The sequence below is a fragment of the Clostridium sp. AF19-22AC genome (assembly GCF_003479085.1).
GTDB lineage: Bacteria > Bacillota > Clostridia > Lachnospirales > Lachnospiraceae > Faecalicatena_A > Faecalicatena_A orotica.
In genome coordinates, this window is sequence record NZ_QUGN01000002.1 from 147,268 (window position 1) to 166,469 (window position 19,202).

13 protein-coding genes are annotated in these 19,202 nt (G+C 44.9%); 10 read left to right on the forward strand and 3 right to left on the reverse strand.

The genetic code is table 11. The features are described 5' to 3' along the window. The first annotated feature begins 17 nt into the window (after positions 1 to 17). The 6 genes from DWX43_RS02765 (at position 18) to gdhA (ending at position 9,738) form a co-directional block, all read left to right on the forward strand. The gene (locus DWX43_RS02765; RefSeq protein ID WP_118618910.1) at positions 18 to 2,408 is read left to right on the forward strand and encodes a homocysteine S-methyltransferase family protein; all 2,391 of its coding nucleotides are present in this window, start codon (positions 18 to 20) and stop codon (positions 2,406 to 2,408) included. Between the two features lie 124 nt (positions 2,409 to 2,532). Further along, on the forward strand, positions 2,533 to 4,047 hold the full coding sequence (locus tag DWX43_RS02770) for a 4Fe-4S dicluster domain-containing protein (protein ID WP_118618638.1): 1,515 nt from the start codon (positions 2,533 to 2,535) through the stop codon (positions 4,045 to 4,047). A 111-nt stretch (positions 4,048 to 4,158) separates the two neighbouring features. After that, positions 4,159 to 6,798, forward strand: coding sequence for an alanine--tRNA ligase (gene alaS / locus DWX43_RS02775; protein ID WP_118618640.1), 2,640 nt, complete (start codon positions 4,159 to 4,161; stop codon positions 6,796 to 6,798). A gap of 125 nt (positions 6,799 to 6,923) precedes the next feature. Further along, entirely contained in the window at positions 6,924 to 7,100 is a 177-nt protein-coding gene (gene rpsU / locus DWX43_RS02780) for a 30S ribosomal protein S21 (RefSeq protein ID WP_004054229.1), read from the forward strand. 200 nt (positions 7,101 to 7,300) lie between these two features. Beyond that, positions 7,301 to 7,885 (forward strand): putative ABC transporter permease, encoded by a 585-nt coding sequence (locus DWX43_RS02785; protein WP_118618642.1) that lies wholly within the window; start codon positions 7,301 to 7,303, stop codon positions 7,883 to 7,885. Between the two features lie 518 nt (positions 7,886 to 8,403). Beyond that, positions 8,404 to 9,738, forward strand: coding sequence for an NADP-specific glutamate dehydrogenase (gene gdhA / locus DWX43_RS02790; protein ID WP_109729278.1), 1,335 nt, complete (start codon positions 8,404 to 8,406; stop codon positions 9,736 to 9,738). Between the two features lie 464 nt (positions 9,739 to 10,202). On the opposite strand, the gene DWX43_RS02795 is transcribed toward gdhA, so the two are convergent. Next, a complete protein-coding gene (locus tag DWX43_RS02795; RefSeq protein ID WP_182440603.1) occupies positions 10,203 to 11,354 on the reverse strand; it encodes a sensor histidine kinase in 1,152 nt (383 codons plus the stop codon). 116 nt (positions 11,355 to 11,470) lie between these two features. Further along, the gene (locus DWX43_RS02800; RefSeq protein WP_118618646.1) at positions 11,471 to 12,184 is read right to left on the reverse strand and encodes a LytTR family DNA-binding domain-containing protein; all 714 of its coding nucleotides are present in this window, start codon (positions 12,182 to 12,184) and stop codon (positions 11,471 to 11,473) included. Positions 12,185 to 12,351: 167 nt separating this feature from the next. Between DWX43_RS02800 and DWX43_RS02805 the strand changes: the two genes are divergently transcribed. From DWX43_RS02805 to DWX43_RS02820, 4 genes are all read left to right on the forward strand, one after another. Beyond that, entirely contained in the window at positions 12,352 to 13,041 is a 690-nt protein-coding gene (locus DWX43_RS02805; RefSeq protein WP_182440604.1) for a DUF4097 family beta strand repeat-containing protein, read from the forward strand. 139 nt (positions 13,042 to 13,180) lie between these two features. Continuing rightward, a complete protein-coding gene (gene sdaAB / locus DWX43_RS02810) occupies positions 13,181 to 13,846 on the forward strand; it encodes an L-serine ammonia-lyase, iron-sulfur-dependent subunit beta (RefSeq protein ID WP_109729282.1) in 666 nt (221 codons plus the stop codon). Between the two features lies 1 nt (position 13,847). Continuing rightward, a complete protein-coding gene (gene sdaAA, locus DWX43_RS02815; RefSeq protein WP_118618650.1) occupies positions 13,848 to 14,717 on the forward strand; it encodes an L-serine ammonia-lyase, iron-sulfur-dependent, subunit alpha in 870 nt (289 codons plus the stop codon). A gap of 241 nt (positions 14,718 to 14,958) precedes the next feature. Then, the gene (locus tag DWX43_RS02820; protein ID WP_118618912.1) at positions 14,959 to 17,571 is read left to right on the forward strand and encodes a cation-translocating P-type ATPase; all 2,613 of its coding nucleotides are present in this window, start codon (positions 14,959 to 14,961) and stop codon (positions 17,569 to 17,571) included. A 124-nt stretch (positions 17,572 to 17,695) separates the two neighbouring features. On the opposite strand, the gene DWX43_RS02825 is transcribed toward DWX43_RS02820, so the two are convergent. Continuing rightward, positions 17,696 to 19,120 (reverse strand): APC family permease, encoded by a 1,425-nt coding sequence (locus tag DWX43_RS02825; RefSeq protein WP_118618652.1) that lies wholly within the window; start codon positions 19,118 to 19,120, stop codon positions 17,696 to 17,698. Between the last annotated feature and the right edge of the window lie 82 nt (positions 19,121 to 19,202).

Genomic DNA, 19,202 nt, shown 5'->3' on the forward strand with positions numbered 1-19,202 from the left:
AGCGGAAAGGACATCATATGATTTTAGACAGATTAGGAAAAGAACTGCTGTTTTTTGACGGCGGAATGGGGACACTTCTGCAGGCGGAGGGGCTGAAGCCCGGAGAACTCCCTGAAACATGGAATATTACTCATGCAGAGATTGTAACAGGGATACATAAAAAGTATATAGAAGCTGGAAGCGACATCATACTGACCAATACATTCGGTGCAAATGCCTTGAAGTTCCATGACGGCAGCATGTCTCTGAAAGAGATTGTTGAGAAAGCCGTGGGGCATGTGAAGAGGGCAGCAGGACTTGCGGATGTGGACCGTGAAGTATATACGGCCCTGGATATCGGTCCGACCGGAAAGCTTTTAAAGCCTATGGGGGATCTGGATTTCGAGGAGGCCTATGAAGCATTCAAAGAAGTGGTGATATATGGCGAGGAAGCAGGGGCTGACCTGATCCATATTGAGACGATGAGTGATACCTACGAGCTGAAGGCTGCAGTGCTGGCAGCTAAGGAGAATACCTCCCTTCCGGTCTTTGTAACTACGATCTTTGATGAGCGTGCGAAACTGCTGACCGGAGCAGATGTTCCGTCGGTCACGGCACTTCTGGAAGGGCTCAGGGTAGATGCACTCGGGATTAACTGTGGTCTGGGTCCGGAACAGATGATGCCGGTTCTGGAACAGATTCTGAGATATTCTTCCCTGCCTGTGATTGTAAAGCCGAATGCGGGTCTTCCCAAACAGGTAAATGGGAAAACCGTTTATGATGTTCTTCCCGAAGCGTTTGCTTCTACGATGCAGGAAATTGTCAGAAAAGGTGCTGTTGTCATCGGGGGATGCTGCGGTACAACCCCGGATCATATCCGTGCGATGACCGGACTTTGCCGGGGAATGGAACCGGTGGCTTTAAAGCCGAAGGAATGGACGGTTGTTTCTTCCTATGGGCAGGCTGTATTTCTGGGAGAAGGCTCCAAAATTATAGGGGAGCGTATCAACCCTACCGGAAAGAAGAAGTTTAAACAGGCTTTAAAAGAGCATGATATGGATTATATCCTGAAAGAGGGAATTACCCAGCAGGACAAGGGTGCGCATATTCTGGATGTCAATGTCGGACTCCCCGATATTGACGAGGCGGCTATGATGAAAGAGGTAGTGACAGAACTTCAGAGTGTGACGAGCCTGCCGCTGCAGATTGATACGGTGGATGTAAAAGCGATGGAAACGGCGCTTCGTATTTACAACGGAAAACCAATGGTGAATTCAGTCAGCGGCAAGCAGGAGTCGATGGATGCCGTATTCCCCCTGATTCAAAAATATGGAGGAGTCGTAATTGGACTTGCCCTCGATGAAGACGGCATTCCTCCAACAGCAGACGGCAGGGTCAGGGTAGCTCGCCGCATCATCGAAGAAGCCGGAAAGTATGGGATTCAGAAGAAGGATATTGTCATTGATGTTCTTGCCATGACGATCAGTTCCGAACCTGAGGGGGCTAAAGTCACGCTGGAGGCATTAAAGAAAGTAAGGGAAGGGCTGGGAGTGAATACAGTTCTGGGAGTTTCCAATATCTCCTTCGGCCTGCCAAGCCGTCCGGTTGTGAACGCGAATTTTTATACGATGGCAATGTTTAACGGCCTGAGCGCAGGGATTATCAATCCTTCTTCCGAGGACATGATGAAGTCTTATTATGCTTATCACGCACTGATGAATCTGGATAAAAACTGCGAAACTTATATATCCCAATATGCGCAGATGGCAGCCCCGGCACAGGCGGCACCGTCAGCCGGACAGAGTATGCTTCTTGATACTGCCATTGAAAAAGGGCTGAAAGAGGAGGCCCATCATATTACATCAGGGCTTGTGAAAGACAGAAAGCCCCTTGATATTATCAATGAATTCCTGATTCCTGCACTGGATAAGGTTGGCAAAGGGTTTGAGAATGGTACGGTCTTCCTCCCGCAGCTTTTGATGAGCGCGGAGGCTGCAAAGGCATCGTTTGCCATATTGAAAGATGCTTTTGCATCTGATGGAGAGGTAGAAGAAAAGAAAGAAAAAATTGTACTGGCAACGGTTAAGGGGGACATTCATGATATCGGAAAGAATATCGTAAAAGTACTCCTCGAGAACTACGGCTTCGATGTCATAGACCTCGGAAAAGATGTCGCACCGGAACTAATTGTGGATACGGTGCTTAAGAAAGATGTCCGTCTGGTTGGTTTAAGTGCCCTTATGACAACAACGGTTGTAAGCATGGAAGAGACAATCAAACAGCTCAGAAAGCAGGCTCCTTCCTGCAGGGTTATGGTCGGGGGCGCCGTGCTGAACCAGGAGTATGCGGATATGATCGGGGCAGATTTTTACGGCAGGGATGCAATGCAGTCCGTTTACTATGCACAGGAACTGCTTCAGGGCAAATAATGTACTTCTTTTTATACAAGGAACTGTATTGACTATTTTTTAACATAAGGGTATAGTGATAGTGCAAAGAGAAGATATGGCGCATTATGTGCTGTTTTTTATGAATTCAGGAGGATGAGAACCTATGATGAGAGGACTGCAGACACCGGTCAGGGCGATTAGGAGACGTGTATTTACAGAGGTTGCGAAACTGGGATTTAAGGCGGACGCAGATACACTGCTGACGGATATGGAAGCAATACCTTATGAAATTGTGAATGATGATACAGAAGAGAAGTACCGCGAGAGTACATACCGCGCGCGCGCGATTGTAAGAGAGCGGTTAAGGCTTGCGATGGGGCTGTCCCTGCGCCCGGAGAATAAACCGGTGCACCTGACTGCCGGAGTGGAAGCCAGTAATATATCTGAAAAATATTATGAGCCGCCGCTTATGCAGGTAATACCATCTGCATGTGAGCGCTGTGAAGAGAATAAGTATGAAGTGAGTAATATGTGTAAAGGATGTCTGGCGCATCCATGCCAGGAGGTCTGTCCAAAGGGCGCGATTTCTATGGTGAATGGGAAGTCATTCATTGATCAGGAAAAGTGTATTAAGTGTGGGAAGTGTAAATCTGTCTGTCCGTATGATGCCATTGCGAAAAAAGAAAGACCATGTAAGAATGCCTGCGGAGTCGGTGCAATTGTGTCTGATAAGTACGGAAGGGCCTACATTGATACGGAGAAGTGTGTATCCTGCGGTATGTGCATGGTCAGCTGTCCGTTTGGGGCGATTTCTGACAAGTCACAGATCTTCCAGCTGACACGTGCCCTTCAGGAAGGCGGAGAGATTGTAGCCGAGATCGCACCAGCATTTGTAGGGCAGTTCGGAGACAATATCACACCGAGAAACATCAAGGCCGCCCTGCAGGAGCTCGGCTTCTCAGAGGTCTATGAGGTAGCTCTGGGTGCAGATATCGGTGCGATTTCAGAGGCCCACCATTATGTGGAAAAGGTGGTGTCCGGCGAGCTTCCGTTTCTATTGACATCTTGCTGTCCGTCCTGGGCGATGATGGCGAAAAAGTTCTTCCCGGACCTGATCGACCAGATTTCACAGGAACTGACACCTATGGTTGCAACGGCAAGAACGATAAAACAAGAGCATCCGAATGCAAGAGTCGTTTTCATTGGACCATGTGCAGCCAAGAAGCTGGAAGCTTCCAGAAGGACCGTGCGCAGTGATGTTGATTTTGTTGTGACTTACGAAGAACTGCAGGCAATGTTTGATGCGAAGGAGATTGACCTGACCAAATATTCCGCAGAGTCTTCCTTCCATGATGCAACAGGGGCCGGACGCGGCTATGCATGCGCCGGAGGTGTTGCGGAAGCAATTGAAAAGTGTGTCAATGAATATTATCCGGGGGTGGATGTCAACATTGAGCACGCAGAGGGGCTTGCCGAATGTAAGAAGATCCTGACCCTTGCAAAAGCAGGCAGAATGAACGGCTGCCTGATCGAGGGTATGGGCTGCCCGGGAGGATGCATCGCGGGTGCGGGAACGAACATTCCGGTAGCGAAGGCAAAGAAGGCTCTCGCAAACTACGTCAAGAACTCAACCAACGATATTCCGCCGAGTGAACTGGCTGAAATCGAACTGAAATAATATTGAAAAACCATTACAGCTATGATATGATAGGTTAGACACACAGAGTGGATATATATCCACTCTGTTTCTGTTGAATGTATAATGCAAGAAACCGGGAGGATAAAGGTTATGCAACCATATGGAGTGAACCAACTAAGAAAGATGTTTTTAGAGTTTTTTGAAAGCAAAGGGCATCTGGCAATGAAGAGCTTCTCTTTAGTGCCGCACAATGATAAGAGCCTTCTGCTCATCAATTCAGGAATGGCGCCTTTAAAGCCTTATTTTACGGGACAGGAGATTCCGCCGAGAAAAAGAGTGACAACCTGCCAGAAGTGTATCCGTACAGGTGACATCGAGAATGTCGGTAAGACTGCACGCCACGGTACATTTTTTGAGATGCTCGGAAACTTCTCTTTTGGAGATTATTTTAAAGAAGATGCAATCAAATGGTCATGGGAATTCCTGACAGAGGTTGTCGGACTTGATCCGGACAGGCTGTATCCTTCCGTATATCTGGAGGATGATGAGGCGTTTGATATCTGGAATAAAAAGATGGGGATACCGGCAGAAAGGATCTTTAAGTTTGGTAAAGAAGATAATTTCTGGGAGCATGGCTCAGGCCCGTGCGGTCCCTGCTCTGAAATCTATTATGACAGAGGCGAAAAGTACGGATGTGGCAGCCCGGACTGTACAGTCGGCTGCGAATGCGACCGTTATATGGAAATTTGGAATAACGTATTTACACAGTTTGACAATGACGGAAAAGGTCATTATGAAGAACTGGAACAAAAGAATATTGATACCGGTATGGGACTCGAGAGGCTGGCATCTGTCGTTCAGGATGTTGACTCCATTTTTGATGTGGATACGATTAAGGCACTCAGAGACCATGTCTGCCGCCTTGCAGGGGCAGAATACGGCAAAGACGAGCATAGGGACGTTTCAATCCGTGTAATTACAGACCATGTCCGTTCCGTGACTTTTATGATCTCAGACGGTATTATGCCGTCCAATGAAGGCCGCGGCTATGTACTGCGCCGTCTTTTAAGAAGGGCATGCCGTCATGGAAGACTGCTGAATATAGAAGGAAATTTCCTGCCGGAACTCGTCCTGACTGTTATTGCTGAATCGAAGGATGGATATCCGGAACTGGAAGAAAAGAAAGACTTTATCCTGAATGTCATTGCAAAGGAAGAAGAGCAGTTCAATAAGACCATTGATCAGGGACTCGGAATCCTTTCCGATATGATTGCTGATATGGAAGCAAAGAAGACAAAGACTTTATCCGGTGAGGATGCTTTTAAACTTTATGATACTTACGGTTTCCCGATCGACCTGACGAAAGAGATACTGGAAGAAAAAGGAATGGATGTGGATGAAGAGGGATTCCATGCAGCAATGGAAGTGCAGCGTAAAACCGCAAGGGCGGCCCGCGGCGTGACAAACTACATGGGAGCCGATGTTACTGTTTATGAATCCATTGACCCGGGTATAACAAGTACGTTTGTCGGTTATGATACATTAAGCTGTGAGTCTGAGATTATTGTACTGACGACAGAAACAGAAATTACAGAAGCTCTTTCCGACGGCGAAAACGGGACTGTCATTGTAAAGGAGACACCGTTCTATGCAACCAGCGGCGGTCAGGAGGCTGATAAAGGGACGATCCGTACTGCAGAAGGGGAATTCAAGGTAGAAGATACCATTAAGCTCCTAGGAGGCAAAATCGGCCATGTAGGCCATGTTGTAAAGGGAATGATCAAGACCGGGGATAAGGCTGAACTTACCGTGGACGCTGAAAAGAGAGCTCTGTCTGCGCGTAACCACAGTGCGACACATCTGCTTCAAAAGGCATTGAGAACCGTACTCGGAACGCATGTTGAACAGGCAGGTTCCAGTGTGAATGAAGACCGTCTGCGCTTTGACTTTACTCATTTTTCAGCATTAACAGAAGAGGAACTAAAAAAAGTAGAAGCAATCGTGAACGAGAATATCACAAAAGCACTTCCTGTCGAGATAAAGAACATGCCGATCGAAGAAGCGAGAAAGACCGGTGCTCAGGCGCTGTTCGGTGAAAAATATGGTGATATCGTGCGTGTTGTCAACATGGGTGGTTTTTCAATTGAATTTTGCGGAGGCACCCATGTAAAGAATACAAGCGAGATCATGGCGCTTAAGATCATATCTGAGACAGGGGTAGCAGCAGGTGTGCGCCGTATTGAGGCACTCACATCGGCGGGCCTTCTGAAGTATTATGATGCGCTCGAAAAGAAGCTGAATGAGGCATCTAAGGTTCTGAAAGCGTCACCAGAGAACCTGACAGAGAAGATTACACATATGATGAATGAAAACAAGGCCCTGCATTCAGAAGTGGAGAGCTTAAAGAGTAAACTGGCCCAGGATGCGATGGGCGATGTGATGGATCAGGTACAGGACGTAAAAGGCATAAAGCTCCTTGCTACAGAGGTGGATGGTGTAGACATGAACGGACTGCGCGATCTGGGAGACCAGTTAAAAGAAAAGATTGGCGAAGGTGTCGTGGTCCTTGCTTCCGGCAATGACGGCAAAGTAAGCCTGATGGTTACGGCGACAGAAGGCGCCATGAAGCAGGGTGCACATGCGGGAAATCTTGTAAAAGCAATTGCCGGCCTGGTAGGCGGTGGCGGCGGCGGACGCCCGAACATGGCTCAGGCAGGCGGAAAGAACCCGGCTGGTATAAAAGATGCACTTGTAAAGGCAAAAGAGACGCTTGAAGGACAACTTTCTTAGTTTTTTTCCCGGAAACAGTTGACGTTTAGCGAAAATATGATATAATCTTTTGTAGTGCAATAAATATACCCGAACAGTCGTATGATGCACAATACAAGGCTGGAGGGGAGGTTAGGTGTGAGACTATGTCAAATGTAATCGTTAAAGAAAACGAGACGTTAGATAGCGCTTTACGCAGATTCAAAAGAAACTGTGCCAAAGCTGGTATTCAGCAGGAGATTCGTAAAAGAGAACATTACGAAAAACCAAGCGTAAGACGTAAAAAGAAATCTGAAGCTGCTAGAAAACGTAAGTATAATTAATATGTGCAGACAAATAGAGTGTTGAAAAACACTCTATTTTTATGTTCATACCCTATAGGGGAGAATCAGGGAACTTCCCCCAATTTTTTTAAGATTTACTTAAGACTTTCCAAAGTCCGTAGCAATGTAGAAAAAGCTGTGCTATGATAATGCGTGTAAGAGAGCTGGATGATATAGAACGATAAAATGGAGTGATGAAAATGTGGGACAAGATGATTTTGGGATATGACATGTATCATATAGTGCTTTGGTTCCTTGCATACAGTATCCTGGGATGGGTTGTAGAATCTGTCTATATGTCAATCTGTAACAGGAAGCTGACGAACCGTGGCTTTTCAAGAGGGCCGATCTGCCCGATATACGGTGTGGGTGCCCTGACTGTGTATCTGCTCCTGAGTCCATACAGCCATAACAAGTTTCTTTTGTTTTTACTGGGAGCTGTTCTGGCAACAATGATAGAATGGATTACAGCAAGGATTATGGAGAGGATATTTGGCGAGATCTGGTGGGATTATACGGACAAGCCTTTCAATTATAAAGGCATTCTTTGTCTGGAAAGTACACTCGCATGGGGATTGTATACAGTTCTGCTGTTTGGAGTCCTTCACGGTTTTGTTGTACGGATAGTAAATGCAATACCGTTCCGTATTGGCCGCATTGCAGGAACACTGCTAATTATACTTTACCTAATGGATTTTATGTGGACAGTTGTCCGCGAAAAAAGGGAAAAACAGAAAATAGACGGAGCAATGGAAAGCGAGAATAAACTGGAAAATAATTCTTGACTGCAGGAATAAACTGGTTTATACTATATAACTGTAATGGCAAAGGCGTCATGAACGAGGGTTCATGGCGCCTTTTTGTGATACGGGAGGAGCAGTGTCATAAAAACTCCGGGAAGAGACCACGCTGACCCGGATGACACAGGCCGGTCAGGAATGGAAAAGTACGGACAGATTTATTTTTTTCAATAGTTTAAAAAGTGAAAATGAATAATTGAAAGATATTTCCTGCAAAATGGATTTTTTATATCATAAAAGAAATTTCGTTTATCAGGATATTGAACTGTCTTTTTTTAAGCATATTTCAGTGAAAAAGTCCAGATAAAGCAATGTGTTGGATTTGACGGCATTCCATAATATAATTAGTGCGTTTATTGGAATAAAGTGATAAAGCTGTAAAAAATATGAAATTCCTGATTGACAAAACTGCATTGAGTATATAAAATATAACGAGTAGACAATGTAGTCAAATTACGGTAGGCATTGTCCTTCCGATTTTATTTTCCAGGAGGTAAAGAAAGATGTCATATGTTGATGAAGTAATCGAATTGGTAGTAAAGAAGAACCCGGCAGAGCCTGAATTCCATCAGGCAGTTAAGGAAGTACTGGAATCCTTAAGAGTGGTAGTTGAGGCAAATGAGGAGAAATTCCGCAGGGATGCCCTTCTTGAAAGACTTGTAGAGCCAGAGAGACAGTTAAAGTTCCGTGTGCCGTGGGTTGATGACAACGGTCAGGTACAGGTTAACACAGGATACCGTGTTCAGTTTAACAGTGCGATCGGGCCTTACAAAGGCGGACTTCGTCTTCATCCATCCGTAAACCTTGGAATTATAAAGTTTTTAGGATTTGAGCAGATTTTCAAGAATTCTCTGACAGGACTTCCGATCGGCGGAGGAAAAGGTGGTTCCGACTTCGATCCTAAGGGAAAATCAGACAGGGAGGTGATGGCATTCTGCCAGAGCTTTATGACAGAATTATGTAAATACATTGGAGCGGATACCGACGTACCGGCCGGAGATATCGGAACAGGTGCAAGAGAGATTGGCTATATGTATGGACAGTATAAGAGGATTCGCGGCCTTTCCGAAGGTGTGCTGACAGGGAAAGGATTAAGCTACGGCGGTTCCCTGGCACGTACAGAAGCGACAGGATATGGCCTTCTTTACCTGACGCAGGAAATGCTGAAACTGAATGGAATCGAGCTTGCAGGCAAGACGGTAGCTGTTTCCGGATCAGGAAATGTGGCAATCTATGCGACACAGAAAGCACAGCAGTTAGGTGCAAAGGTGGTAACAGTCAGTGATTCCAACGGCTGGGTATACGATCCGGACGGAATCGATGTAGAGACATTAAAGGAAATCAAAGAAGTAAGACGTGCAAGGCTGACAGAATACAAGATGTACCGCCCGAATTCAGAGTATCATGAGGGAAGAGGCTTATGGTCTGTAAAAGTCGATATTGCCCTCCCGTGTGCGACACAGAACGAACTGCTGCTTGATGATGCGAAAGCACTGGTAGCTAACGGATGTTTAGCAGTAGCAGAAGGCGCAAACATGCCGACGACATTAGAGGCAACTGAATATCTGCAGGCAAACGGAGTTCTATTTGCTCCAGGAAAAGCTGCAAATGCAGGCGGAGTTGCAACCTCTGCACTGGAGATGTCACAGAACAGCGAAAGACTGAGCTGGTCATTTGAAGAAGTAGACAGCAGACTCCAGAGAATCATGGTAGACATCTGTCATAACATGGCTGATGCTGCAGAGAGATATGACGTGAAAGGAAACTACGTTGTAGGGGCTAACATTGCCGGATTTGAAAAAGTAGTAGATGCGATGATGGCACAGGGGGTAGTTTAGAACGAGAATTAGTGAACGAGCTTTAGTCTCGTGAGCGGACGACGGACGCTAAAGCCAATGTGAGCCCGGGAGCCCGTGGGGCATGGTCTGTTGGTTCAAAGTCCCGAACGCTTCGCATAGAAGCTGTATAAGAAAACGGAAGGAAAATGGAGGTATATGCCGCATTCAGCTCAAAAACTGATGTTTTTGTGCCTCAGGCGGCAACAGAATTTACTTTGAAAGTAAATTCTGCCCTCCTTTTTCCTTCCGTTTTCTTTAACACCTTCTACTGCTTGCTTAACGGACTTTTCACCAACAGGCCATGTCCCACGGGCTCCCGGACTCACATTGACTTTAGCTGGTTCATCCGGTCAATAGAATAAATTCGTTATCTGGAAGTTCTCTACCAGTGAGGGATACTGACGCAACGGATGGCAGAACATAAAAAGGCAATTCCTAAGTATTGAGTGGAATTGCCTTTTCATTCATATATTGTACATTACAATTTTTATGGAAAATACTTCATTATCACGTTTGATATTCATAGTGCCATTATGGTTTCGAACAACAGTATGGACATTTTTTAGTCCAAAACCATGTTCGGATTCATCCACGGGAATCTTTTGATTCCATGTTGGAAGTGGGTTAGATATACGAATGAAAAGAGCCTGTTGTACATAATTAATTTCTAGACGAATCCATCTGTTTTCGGGTGGTAGTTTTTCACAGGCTTCTAATGCATTATCTAAAATATTACCTAACACTATAATGCTTTCATCAAAAGACATATGAATCCCTTTAGGCATTATGATTTTGCTGCTTATTGGGATTTGCTTTTCCTTTATTTGTGTAATTTTTAATGATAGAATTGAATCTACTCCAAGATTTCCGGTTGAAATGATTTGTGAGGTATCGTTAACATTTGACAGGAGCTTTTTAATATACACCTGCATGTCGCTTGTCTGCAAAGGGGTTTGTTTTGACATCAGTAATAATGCCTGTAGGTGGTTCTTCATATCATGCCGGACCCCTTTCAGCTTTTCTTGAGAATCGGTTAAATTCTGAAAATGCTGTGCAGATAGATTTAATTGCTGTTTCAATAAAAGGATTTCATTATTTTGGCTTAATAAATTACAAAATTTAGAGTAAATAAATGCAGTCATAATGTTTATAAAGATAAAAACACAAAGAAGCGGAACTTCAAGGGAAAACAAGATATCAGCATTATTGTTTATCCGAATTAAGAAAAAGAAAAGTACAAGCAGACTGGAAACAGGTATTGCCAATACAACACTTAAAAATCTGTTTGGCAGTATGGTGGGATTTCGGGGGCTTAATTTCCATAGCAGCAAAATGAGCAGCCAGAAAATAAAATGCATACTGCCCAGAGAAATATAATAATTAATATTTATATATTTGAGATTTACATCAAAACTTCTCAATAAGGCAATGGTAAGCATAACCAAATAACCGGATATTACAAGTTGGATTGCTGAAAATAATAGTTTCTTTTGTTGGTTTCCTTCGTAAAAAATTAAAAACGCAAAACTAAAAATAACACTGAAAAATGGATAAGTTCCGCCAAACGGGCTGTTCCATAATAATGCAGCAGATACCCCGGCAATTAAGATCAGCAAGATATTTCTCCGTGTATGTGTACATCGTGGCTCTCCGTACTGAGCATCCATAAATTTTGTCAGGATAAGAAAATCGATGCAGTATAATAAGAGGTCATAACAAAACAGCAAAAATACTACCATTCCCCGCATCTCCTTTCTATGAACTTAAGATGCCCTAAATGAGCATTTTCTTTATACTTCAGGCTGACAGGAAGCAAAATATGATTTGTTAAAATTACAGCTTTGTCACTAAAAGATGATATATACTCCATATTAACTATATAAGAAGTATGGATTTGCAAAAAATAATTTGGGTTTAACTGCCCTATTACATTTTTGAACCTGCCATAATAGACTTCTTCGCTGTTTGCTGTATATATTTTAACTTTTCTGTTTGCGGCTTCAAAATATAAAATCTCTTTTGTAGATAATTGATGAACAGTGGCACCTTTTTTAAAAAAGAAATAGCTTTTCGTGTCCTCTATATAATAAAGGGCATCTTTGATTACAGCAAATAATTTTTCATAAGATAATGGCTTCTCTAAGAATCGAAAAGGAAGAGACTCAAAGACCTGATATACGTATTCCCTGTACGCGGTAACAAAAACTAATATAAAATTGGAATCTAGTTTTCTTATTCTCATAGCTGTTTCAATTCCATTGGCAGAGGGCATTTCAATATCTAACAGGACAATATGGAATCTGTCAGCGGATGTGTAATGTTCAATTAATTCACTGCCGGACAAAAAGACTTCTGTTTCAATATTATTGAATGGCATCTGTCGAATGGCAGATTCTATTTCATGTGCTATTTTTATTTCATCATCACATATTGCAATTTTGACCATGCTGTCACCTCTTCCGTTTTCTATTATACATCATAAAAATTATGAAATCCAATTTAAACACTTCAAAAATCGTATTGATTACTACAAAGAGGAAGTTCTTAACTGGTTGATTCTGTATAATGTAAGCAGTCAAAAGGAGTGGATTGATAATAAACGGAGGCATAAGAGTGAAAAGAAAAAGGATTTTACTATTGGGGTCGGGTCTCGCTGTTCTGTTGAGCGGCTGCGGAGGTTTTCATTTAAGAGGTACAATTCCGGATTATAAAGAAGAAACATATATTACCTCTTCAAAAGTTAAGGATATTGTTTTACAGGATGAGGATGTTCCCGTTGAAATCTGTGATTCTGACAATGGGCAGTTATATCTTTCTTATTATTCCGCAGATGATGGGAGTGAGAAATATAAGATTAAAGAAAGCAAAGGAGTACTGGCAGTCGAAAAAGAGTCAAAAAGGAATCAGGGGATTTTTATTTTTGGTGACCAATATTCTTCTGATTCGTATAAGAAGGTAAAGCTGACATTGTTTCTGCCTAATGATTATAATGGTAATTTGTCCATTCAGACAATGGATGGAAATATAGTAATTGAAGATATAACTTTAAAAAACCTGATTATAAATACAAATGATGGGGACGTGTTTTTTTACGATACGACTGTCACACAAAGTTTATCGTGTAAAACAAAGGATGGACAAGTAAAAGGAACATTATGTGGAACAGAATCAGAATATACCGTTAAAACGAAATCTAAGAATATAGACAATCGTACAAACATAAAAACTGGCAGCAATAAAAGCATAGACATTATTACGAAGGATGGGCTTATTGATATTTTATTCAATAGTAAAAATGAATAATGTACTGTCCTTCAAAGCCTTTCGATTTCAGCTTTAAGTTTCGTTTTGAGTCTGGATGGAATTTCACAGTGGTTAATTTTCGGGAAGTCTGGTATACTGAATCGTGAGAGAGAATACAGGTATTTTTGGAGGTTTTTGTATGAATATTTTTGATATTTTAGGGCCGGTCATGGTTGGGCCGTCGAGTTCGCATACCGCTGGTGCTGTGCGGATCGGGTATATTACCAGGACTCTGCTGGGGAGCAGGCCTGTAAAGGCTTCTATCGGGCTGCACGGGTCTTTTGCGGCCACGGGAAAAGGACATGGGACGGACAGGGCGATTGTCGCAGGGCTTCTGGGGATGAAGCCGGATGATATGCGGATACCGGACAGTTTTTCGGCTGCCCGGGAAGAAGGACTGGAATTTACCATTCAGAATACACAGATTGTCGGGGCTCATCCGAATACGGCGCTTCTGAACGTGACGGGAGAAGATGGGAAGACTTTGGAAGTACAGGCATCGTCTCTGGGCGGCGGACGAATTATGGTGAATAAACTGGACGGTATCATGGTAAACTGTACAGGAGAGAGCCCGACATTGATTATTTATAATCAGGACCAGCCCGGGTATGTGGCTGCCGTGACATCTATGCTGGCGGAGGCGTCAATCAATATTGCGACACTTCAGTTGTACAGGGGGAAGAAGGGCGGACATGCCGTTATGGTGATTGAGATCGACCAGAGGGTGCCAGAGGACGCAGTCAGATGGCTGGAGACGCAGGAGGGCATTCAGAGGGTGACGTATATAGATGGGGAGGGCGCTTAAGATGGCTTATCAGTCTTTGGAGGAAATCAATGAGTTTTGCAGGGAACAGAAGCTTCCGTTCTGGCGTGCCGTGCTGTTGGATGATATGAATGAGAGGACGGTTACTGAGGAAGAATCCCTTTCGGCTATGCGTGGTATGTGGGACGCTATGCTGCGGGCCAGTGATAACTATGACGAAAAGTTATCTTCCGGCAGTGGCCTGGTAGGCGGCATGGGCGGGGAAATGGAAGATTACAGGAAGAAGGGGGACACCCTCTGCGGGGATTTTGTCTCAAGGGTAATTGTACAGGCACTCCAGATGGGTGAGTCTAATGCATGCATGAAACGTATTGTTGCGGCACCGACGGCCGGGGCATGCGGTGTGATTCCGGCAGTGCTGGTGCCGTTATACAGGGAGGGACACATAAATGCAGATAAGATTATCAAAGCACTTTATGTGACAGCCGGTATTGGACAGGTGATTGCTTCTCGTGCGTTTATTGCAGGGGCGGCAGGAGGCTGTCAGGCAGAGATCGGTACGGCGTCTTCAATGGCTGCCGGTGCGCTCGTATATTTAAAAGGCGGGGACAATGAGGCGATTGTACATGCAGCAGCGATGGCACTGAAGAACCTGCTCGGCCTTGTATGTGATCCAGTGGCCGGACTGGTTGAGGTTCCCTGCGTGAAGAGAAACGTGATCGGGGCCGTGAATGCGTTGTCTTCTGCGGATATGGCGCTGGCCGGAATTACAAGCAGGATCCCGCCGGACCAGGTGATTGACGCCATGAGAGAAGTCGGTGAATCCATGCATGTTTCTCTGCGCGAGACAGGTGAGGGCGGTGTTGCAAATACGCCAAAAGCAAAAGAAATCTCGGAACGCCTTGGTAAATAAAGGATTTTCCCTTGACATAATTTTCCCCGTGTATTATAGTTAAGTTTAATAAAAGGGAGTAACTAGCGCTTTTATACAGCGTTCGCGATGTCGTCAGTACGATGGTTGTCCATCCGTATCGTGATTAAATTGGTGAGACTTTTATTGCATTACATAAAGTGCAATAAGAGTCTCTTTTTTTATGCAGATAATGTTTCTGCCGGGAGAATCAGGATTGCGCAAAAGAAATGGAGGATTATACATGAAGGAATTTTATCAGATTTCCGGTGAAGAGAGCAAGCAGAGGGTGAATGGGACTCTCGAGCCGCTGACAATGGAGGAAGTGAAAGAACATCAGGAAAAGTACGGACCGAATGAACTGGTCGAAGGTAAAAAGAAGACGACCATACAGATTTTCCTAGAGCAGTTCAAGGATTTTCTCGTGATTATCCTGATTGTGGCCGCTGTCGTTTCAGGTTTCCTTGGTGATGCAGAGAGTGCAGCGGTTATTCTGATTGTGATCACTATCAATGCGATTCTGGGAACTGTACAGACAGTAAAGGCTGAGCAGTCTCTTTCCAGCCTGAAAAAACTGTCCGGCCCGGAGGCAAAAGTACTGCGTGGCGGAAATATTATACCGATTCCATCGGCGGAAGTGACAGTGGGGGACATCGTCATGCTCGATGCCGGAGACTATATCCCTGCCGACGGACGCCTGCTGGAGAGCGCGAGCCTGAAGGTAGATGAGAGTGCACTGACCGGAGAGAGCCTGGGTGTTGAAAAAAATACAGAGACGATCTGTGGCGAGGTACCACTTGGGGACCGGATTAACATGGTGTATTCAGGCAGCTTTGTTACCTACGGCAGAGGCTCTTTCCTTGTAACAGGGATTGGGATGGAGACAGAGGTAGGAAAGATTGCAAGCCTTCTGAAGAGTACCTCGGAAAAGCGTACACCGCTCCAGATTAACCTTGACCAGTTTGGACAGAAATTATCTATTATTATCCTTGTGTTCTGTGCTATTTTGTTTGGCGTCAATGTACTGCGCGGCGGTAATATCGGCGATGCCTTCCTTTTTGCAGTTGCACTGGCTGTAGCGGCGATACCGGAGGCACTGAGCTCCATCGTGACGATCGTCTTATCATTTGGTACACAGAAGATGGCGAAGGAACATGCAATTATCAGGAAGCTTCAGGCAGTGGAAGGTTTAGGAAGTGTGTCCATTATCTGTTCAGATAAGACAGGGACTCTGACACAGAACAAGATGACTGTAGAAGATTACTATGTGAATGAGACAAGAGTACCGGTTGATCAGATCGACATCAAGCGTCCGGCACAGAGTATGCTGCTTTTATGCAGTGTGCTGTGTAATGATTCTACAAATGTGGATGGGGTTGAAATTGGTGACCCTACAGAAACTGCATTGATTAATCTGGGAAGCAGACTTGGCGTATTTGCACAGGATGCCAGAGAAAAATACCCGAGGGAGAGCGAGAATCCCTTCGACAGTGACAGGAAATTAATGTCCACCCTGCACACGATCGACGGAAACCATGTTATGATCGTAAAAGGGGCGGTAGATGTACTTCTCAACAGAATGAAGTCTATTCAGATTCACGATCAGGTGCGTGACTTTACAGAGGAAGACCGCCGGATTATAGAAGCACAGAATCAGGAGTTTTCGAAGGGCGGCCTGCGCGTGCTTGGATTTGCATATAAGGAGACGGGTGACAGGTGTGACCTGACCCTTGAGGATGAAACAGATTTGGTATTCGTAGGATTAATTTCCATGATGGACCCGCCGCGTGAGGAGTCAAAAGCAGCAGTTGCCGAATGTAAGAAGGCAGGAATCCGGCCGATTATGATTACCGGCGACCACAAGGTCACTGCTGCGGCAATAGCGAAGAGAATCGGCATACTGGAACAGGACTCCGAGGCATGTGAAGGTGCCGAGATTGACCATATGTCAGATGAAGAACTGAAAGATTTCGTGGAAGGAATCTCAGTCTATGCCCGTGTATCGCCGGAACATAAGATCAGAATTGTACGTGCATGGCAGGAAAAAGGGAATATCGTATCCATGACCGGTGACGGCGTAAATGATGCTCCGGCCCTGAAGCAGGCCGATATCGGTGTTGCTATGGGAATTACCGGAAGCGAAGTGTCAAAGGATGCCGCATCTATGGTTCTGACAGACGATAATTTTGCAACGATTGTAAAGGCTGTTGAAAACGGAAGGAATGTATACCGTAATATTAAAAATTCGATTCAGTTTCTTCTATCTGGTAACTTTGGTGCGATTCTGGCAGTACTGTATGCATCAATCGCAGGACTCCCGGTTCCGTTTGCACCAGTACACCTGCTGTTTATCAATCTTTTGACTGACAGCCTGCCAGCGATTGCACTGGGACTGGAACCTCATTCGGAGGATGTGATGGAAGAGAAGCCGCGTCCGATGAATGAATCCATCCTGACGAAAGATTTTCTGTTGAAGATCGGTACAGAGGGGCTTTCGATCGGTATTACAACAATGATTGCTTTTATGATCGGATACCGGCAGAACGCCCTGCTGGCCAGCACGATGGCTTTCGGAACGCTGTGTACGGCAAGGCTTGTGCATGGGTTTAACTGTAAATCGGATCATCCGGTCCTGTTCCAGAAGAGGTTTTTCAACAATATTTACCTCATCGGGGCATTTGTCCTCGGGCTGGTGCTTATTACCGGTGTGATGATGGTTCCGGGGCTTCACAGTATCTTTAAAGTACAGTCCCTTTCGATCGGACAGTTATTTACTGTGTATGGTCTGGCAGCAGTAAACCTGCCGGTTATACAGCTCATAAAGGCTGTAAAACAGGCATATAGAAAAAGAAAATAAGATCGGACCTATATCGAAATAAAAAAGACGTATGGACTGCCTGCCGGGCAGGAATCCATACGTCTTATTTTATGCGGCTGTATGATAGCTGATAAATGAATTTATGCCCTCAGACGCCGTGTGCTTAATCATCGCCGGTTTGTACTTCTTTCAGGTCTATGTTCAGTACACGGCCGAATTCCGGGAATTTACGTTTGGCGTAAGCATAGAATACAATACCAAGCAGGGCCCATATCCCGATGATAATCCATTCAGGGACGTTGAGTCCTGACGGCATTCCCGGCATATAGAGGACCAGCATCAGTCCGCTTAATGCAATTGCCATGAATCCTACAAAACGGGGTGTCCTGACCTCATAAGGACGGCTCAGGTGGGGTTCCTTTCTCCTGAGTACAAGGAAAGAAACAGATACCATCAGATAAGCGGTTACGGCACCTACCCCTCCGGCGTTGGTCAGCCATTCCATCATGGCACGTCCAAAGAATGGGGCGATACAGGAGATTGTTCCGATTAGAAGGACTGCATTGGAAGGCGTTTTGTATTTTGGATGGATCTTAGTCAGAAAGTCCGGCAGGCATTTTGCTTCGGCCAGGGCATATATGGCGCGGCTGCCACCCATAAAGAATGAATTCCAGCTGGAAAGGATTCCGGCCATTCCCCCGATAATCAGAATATTTGCCATGATATTGTAACCGCCGTAGGCTTTTTTCATGGCATCTGCAGTTACAAGTACGCTGTTCTGCATTTCACCTTTTGACATCATCAAAGATACTGCAAGAATGATTAATGCATACCATGCGACTGCAGAAGCGATGGAAATCAGGATTACCTTGCCGATCTGTCTGAACGGGATGGCGATTTCTTCCGCTGCCTGCGGGATTACATCAAAACCCACAAACATGAACGGCGTCATGACTGCTACGGAGAGCAGGCCGCCAAATCCGTTGTCAAACAAAGGCTTCGTGTGTGTGATGTCTCCTTTAAGGGCAGAGCCGAACATCAGGACAATACCGATTCCTACGATAACAAATGTAAATACACCCTGCATGAAAGCCGCCGGTTTTACCCCGATATAGTTCACAATCGTAATGATGATGGAACTTACGACACCTATGGCTACCCAGGTGCCATAGATCTCGAAACCTTCGACTGAATACATGTAGCCTTTCATGATTCCCGGGGCTATATATTCCAGCACGGTAGGAAGTGCACACGCTTCAAATGCAACGACGCCTACATAACCAAGGATAATTGCCCAGGTACAGAGAAAGGACCAGTTGGGGCCAAGTGCGCGGAGACTGAAGATCTGTTCACCGCCGCACTGGGGCATTGCTGAAGTCAGCTCCGCGTAGGTCAGGCCTACGAACATGATCATAATACCACCCATTACGAAAGCGAGCATGGCGCCTGCCGTACCGGCTTTCATGATCCACTGTCCTGCCATGACCACCCAGCTCCAGCCAATCATTGCGCCGAAAGCTATGGAAAATACATCTTTTTTGCCAAGGACCCGGTCAAACTTACTCTTTTGAGTTTTGGGACTACTCATTTAATCACTCCAATCAATATTTTTTATCCCCCAGATATATTGCTGTATAAGTGGGACTGATCGGGGTATAAATCCAACTTAT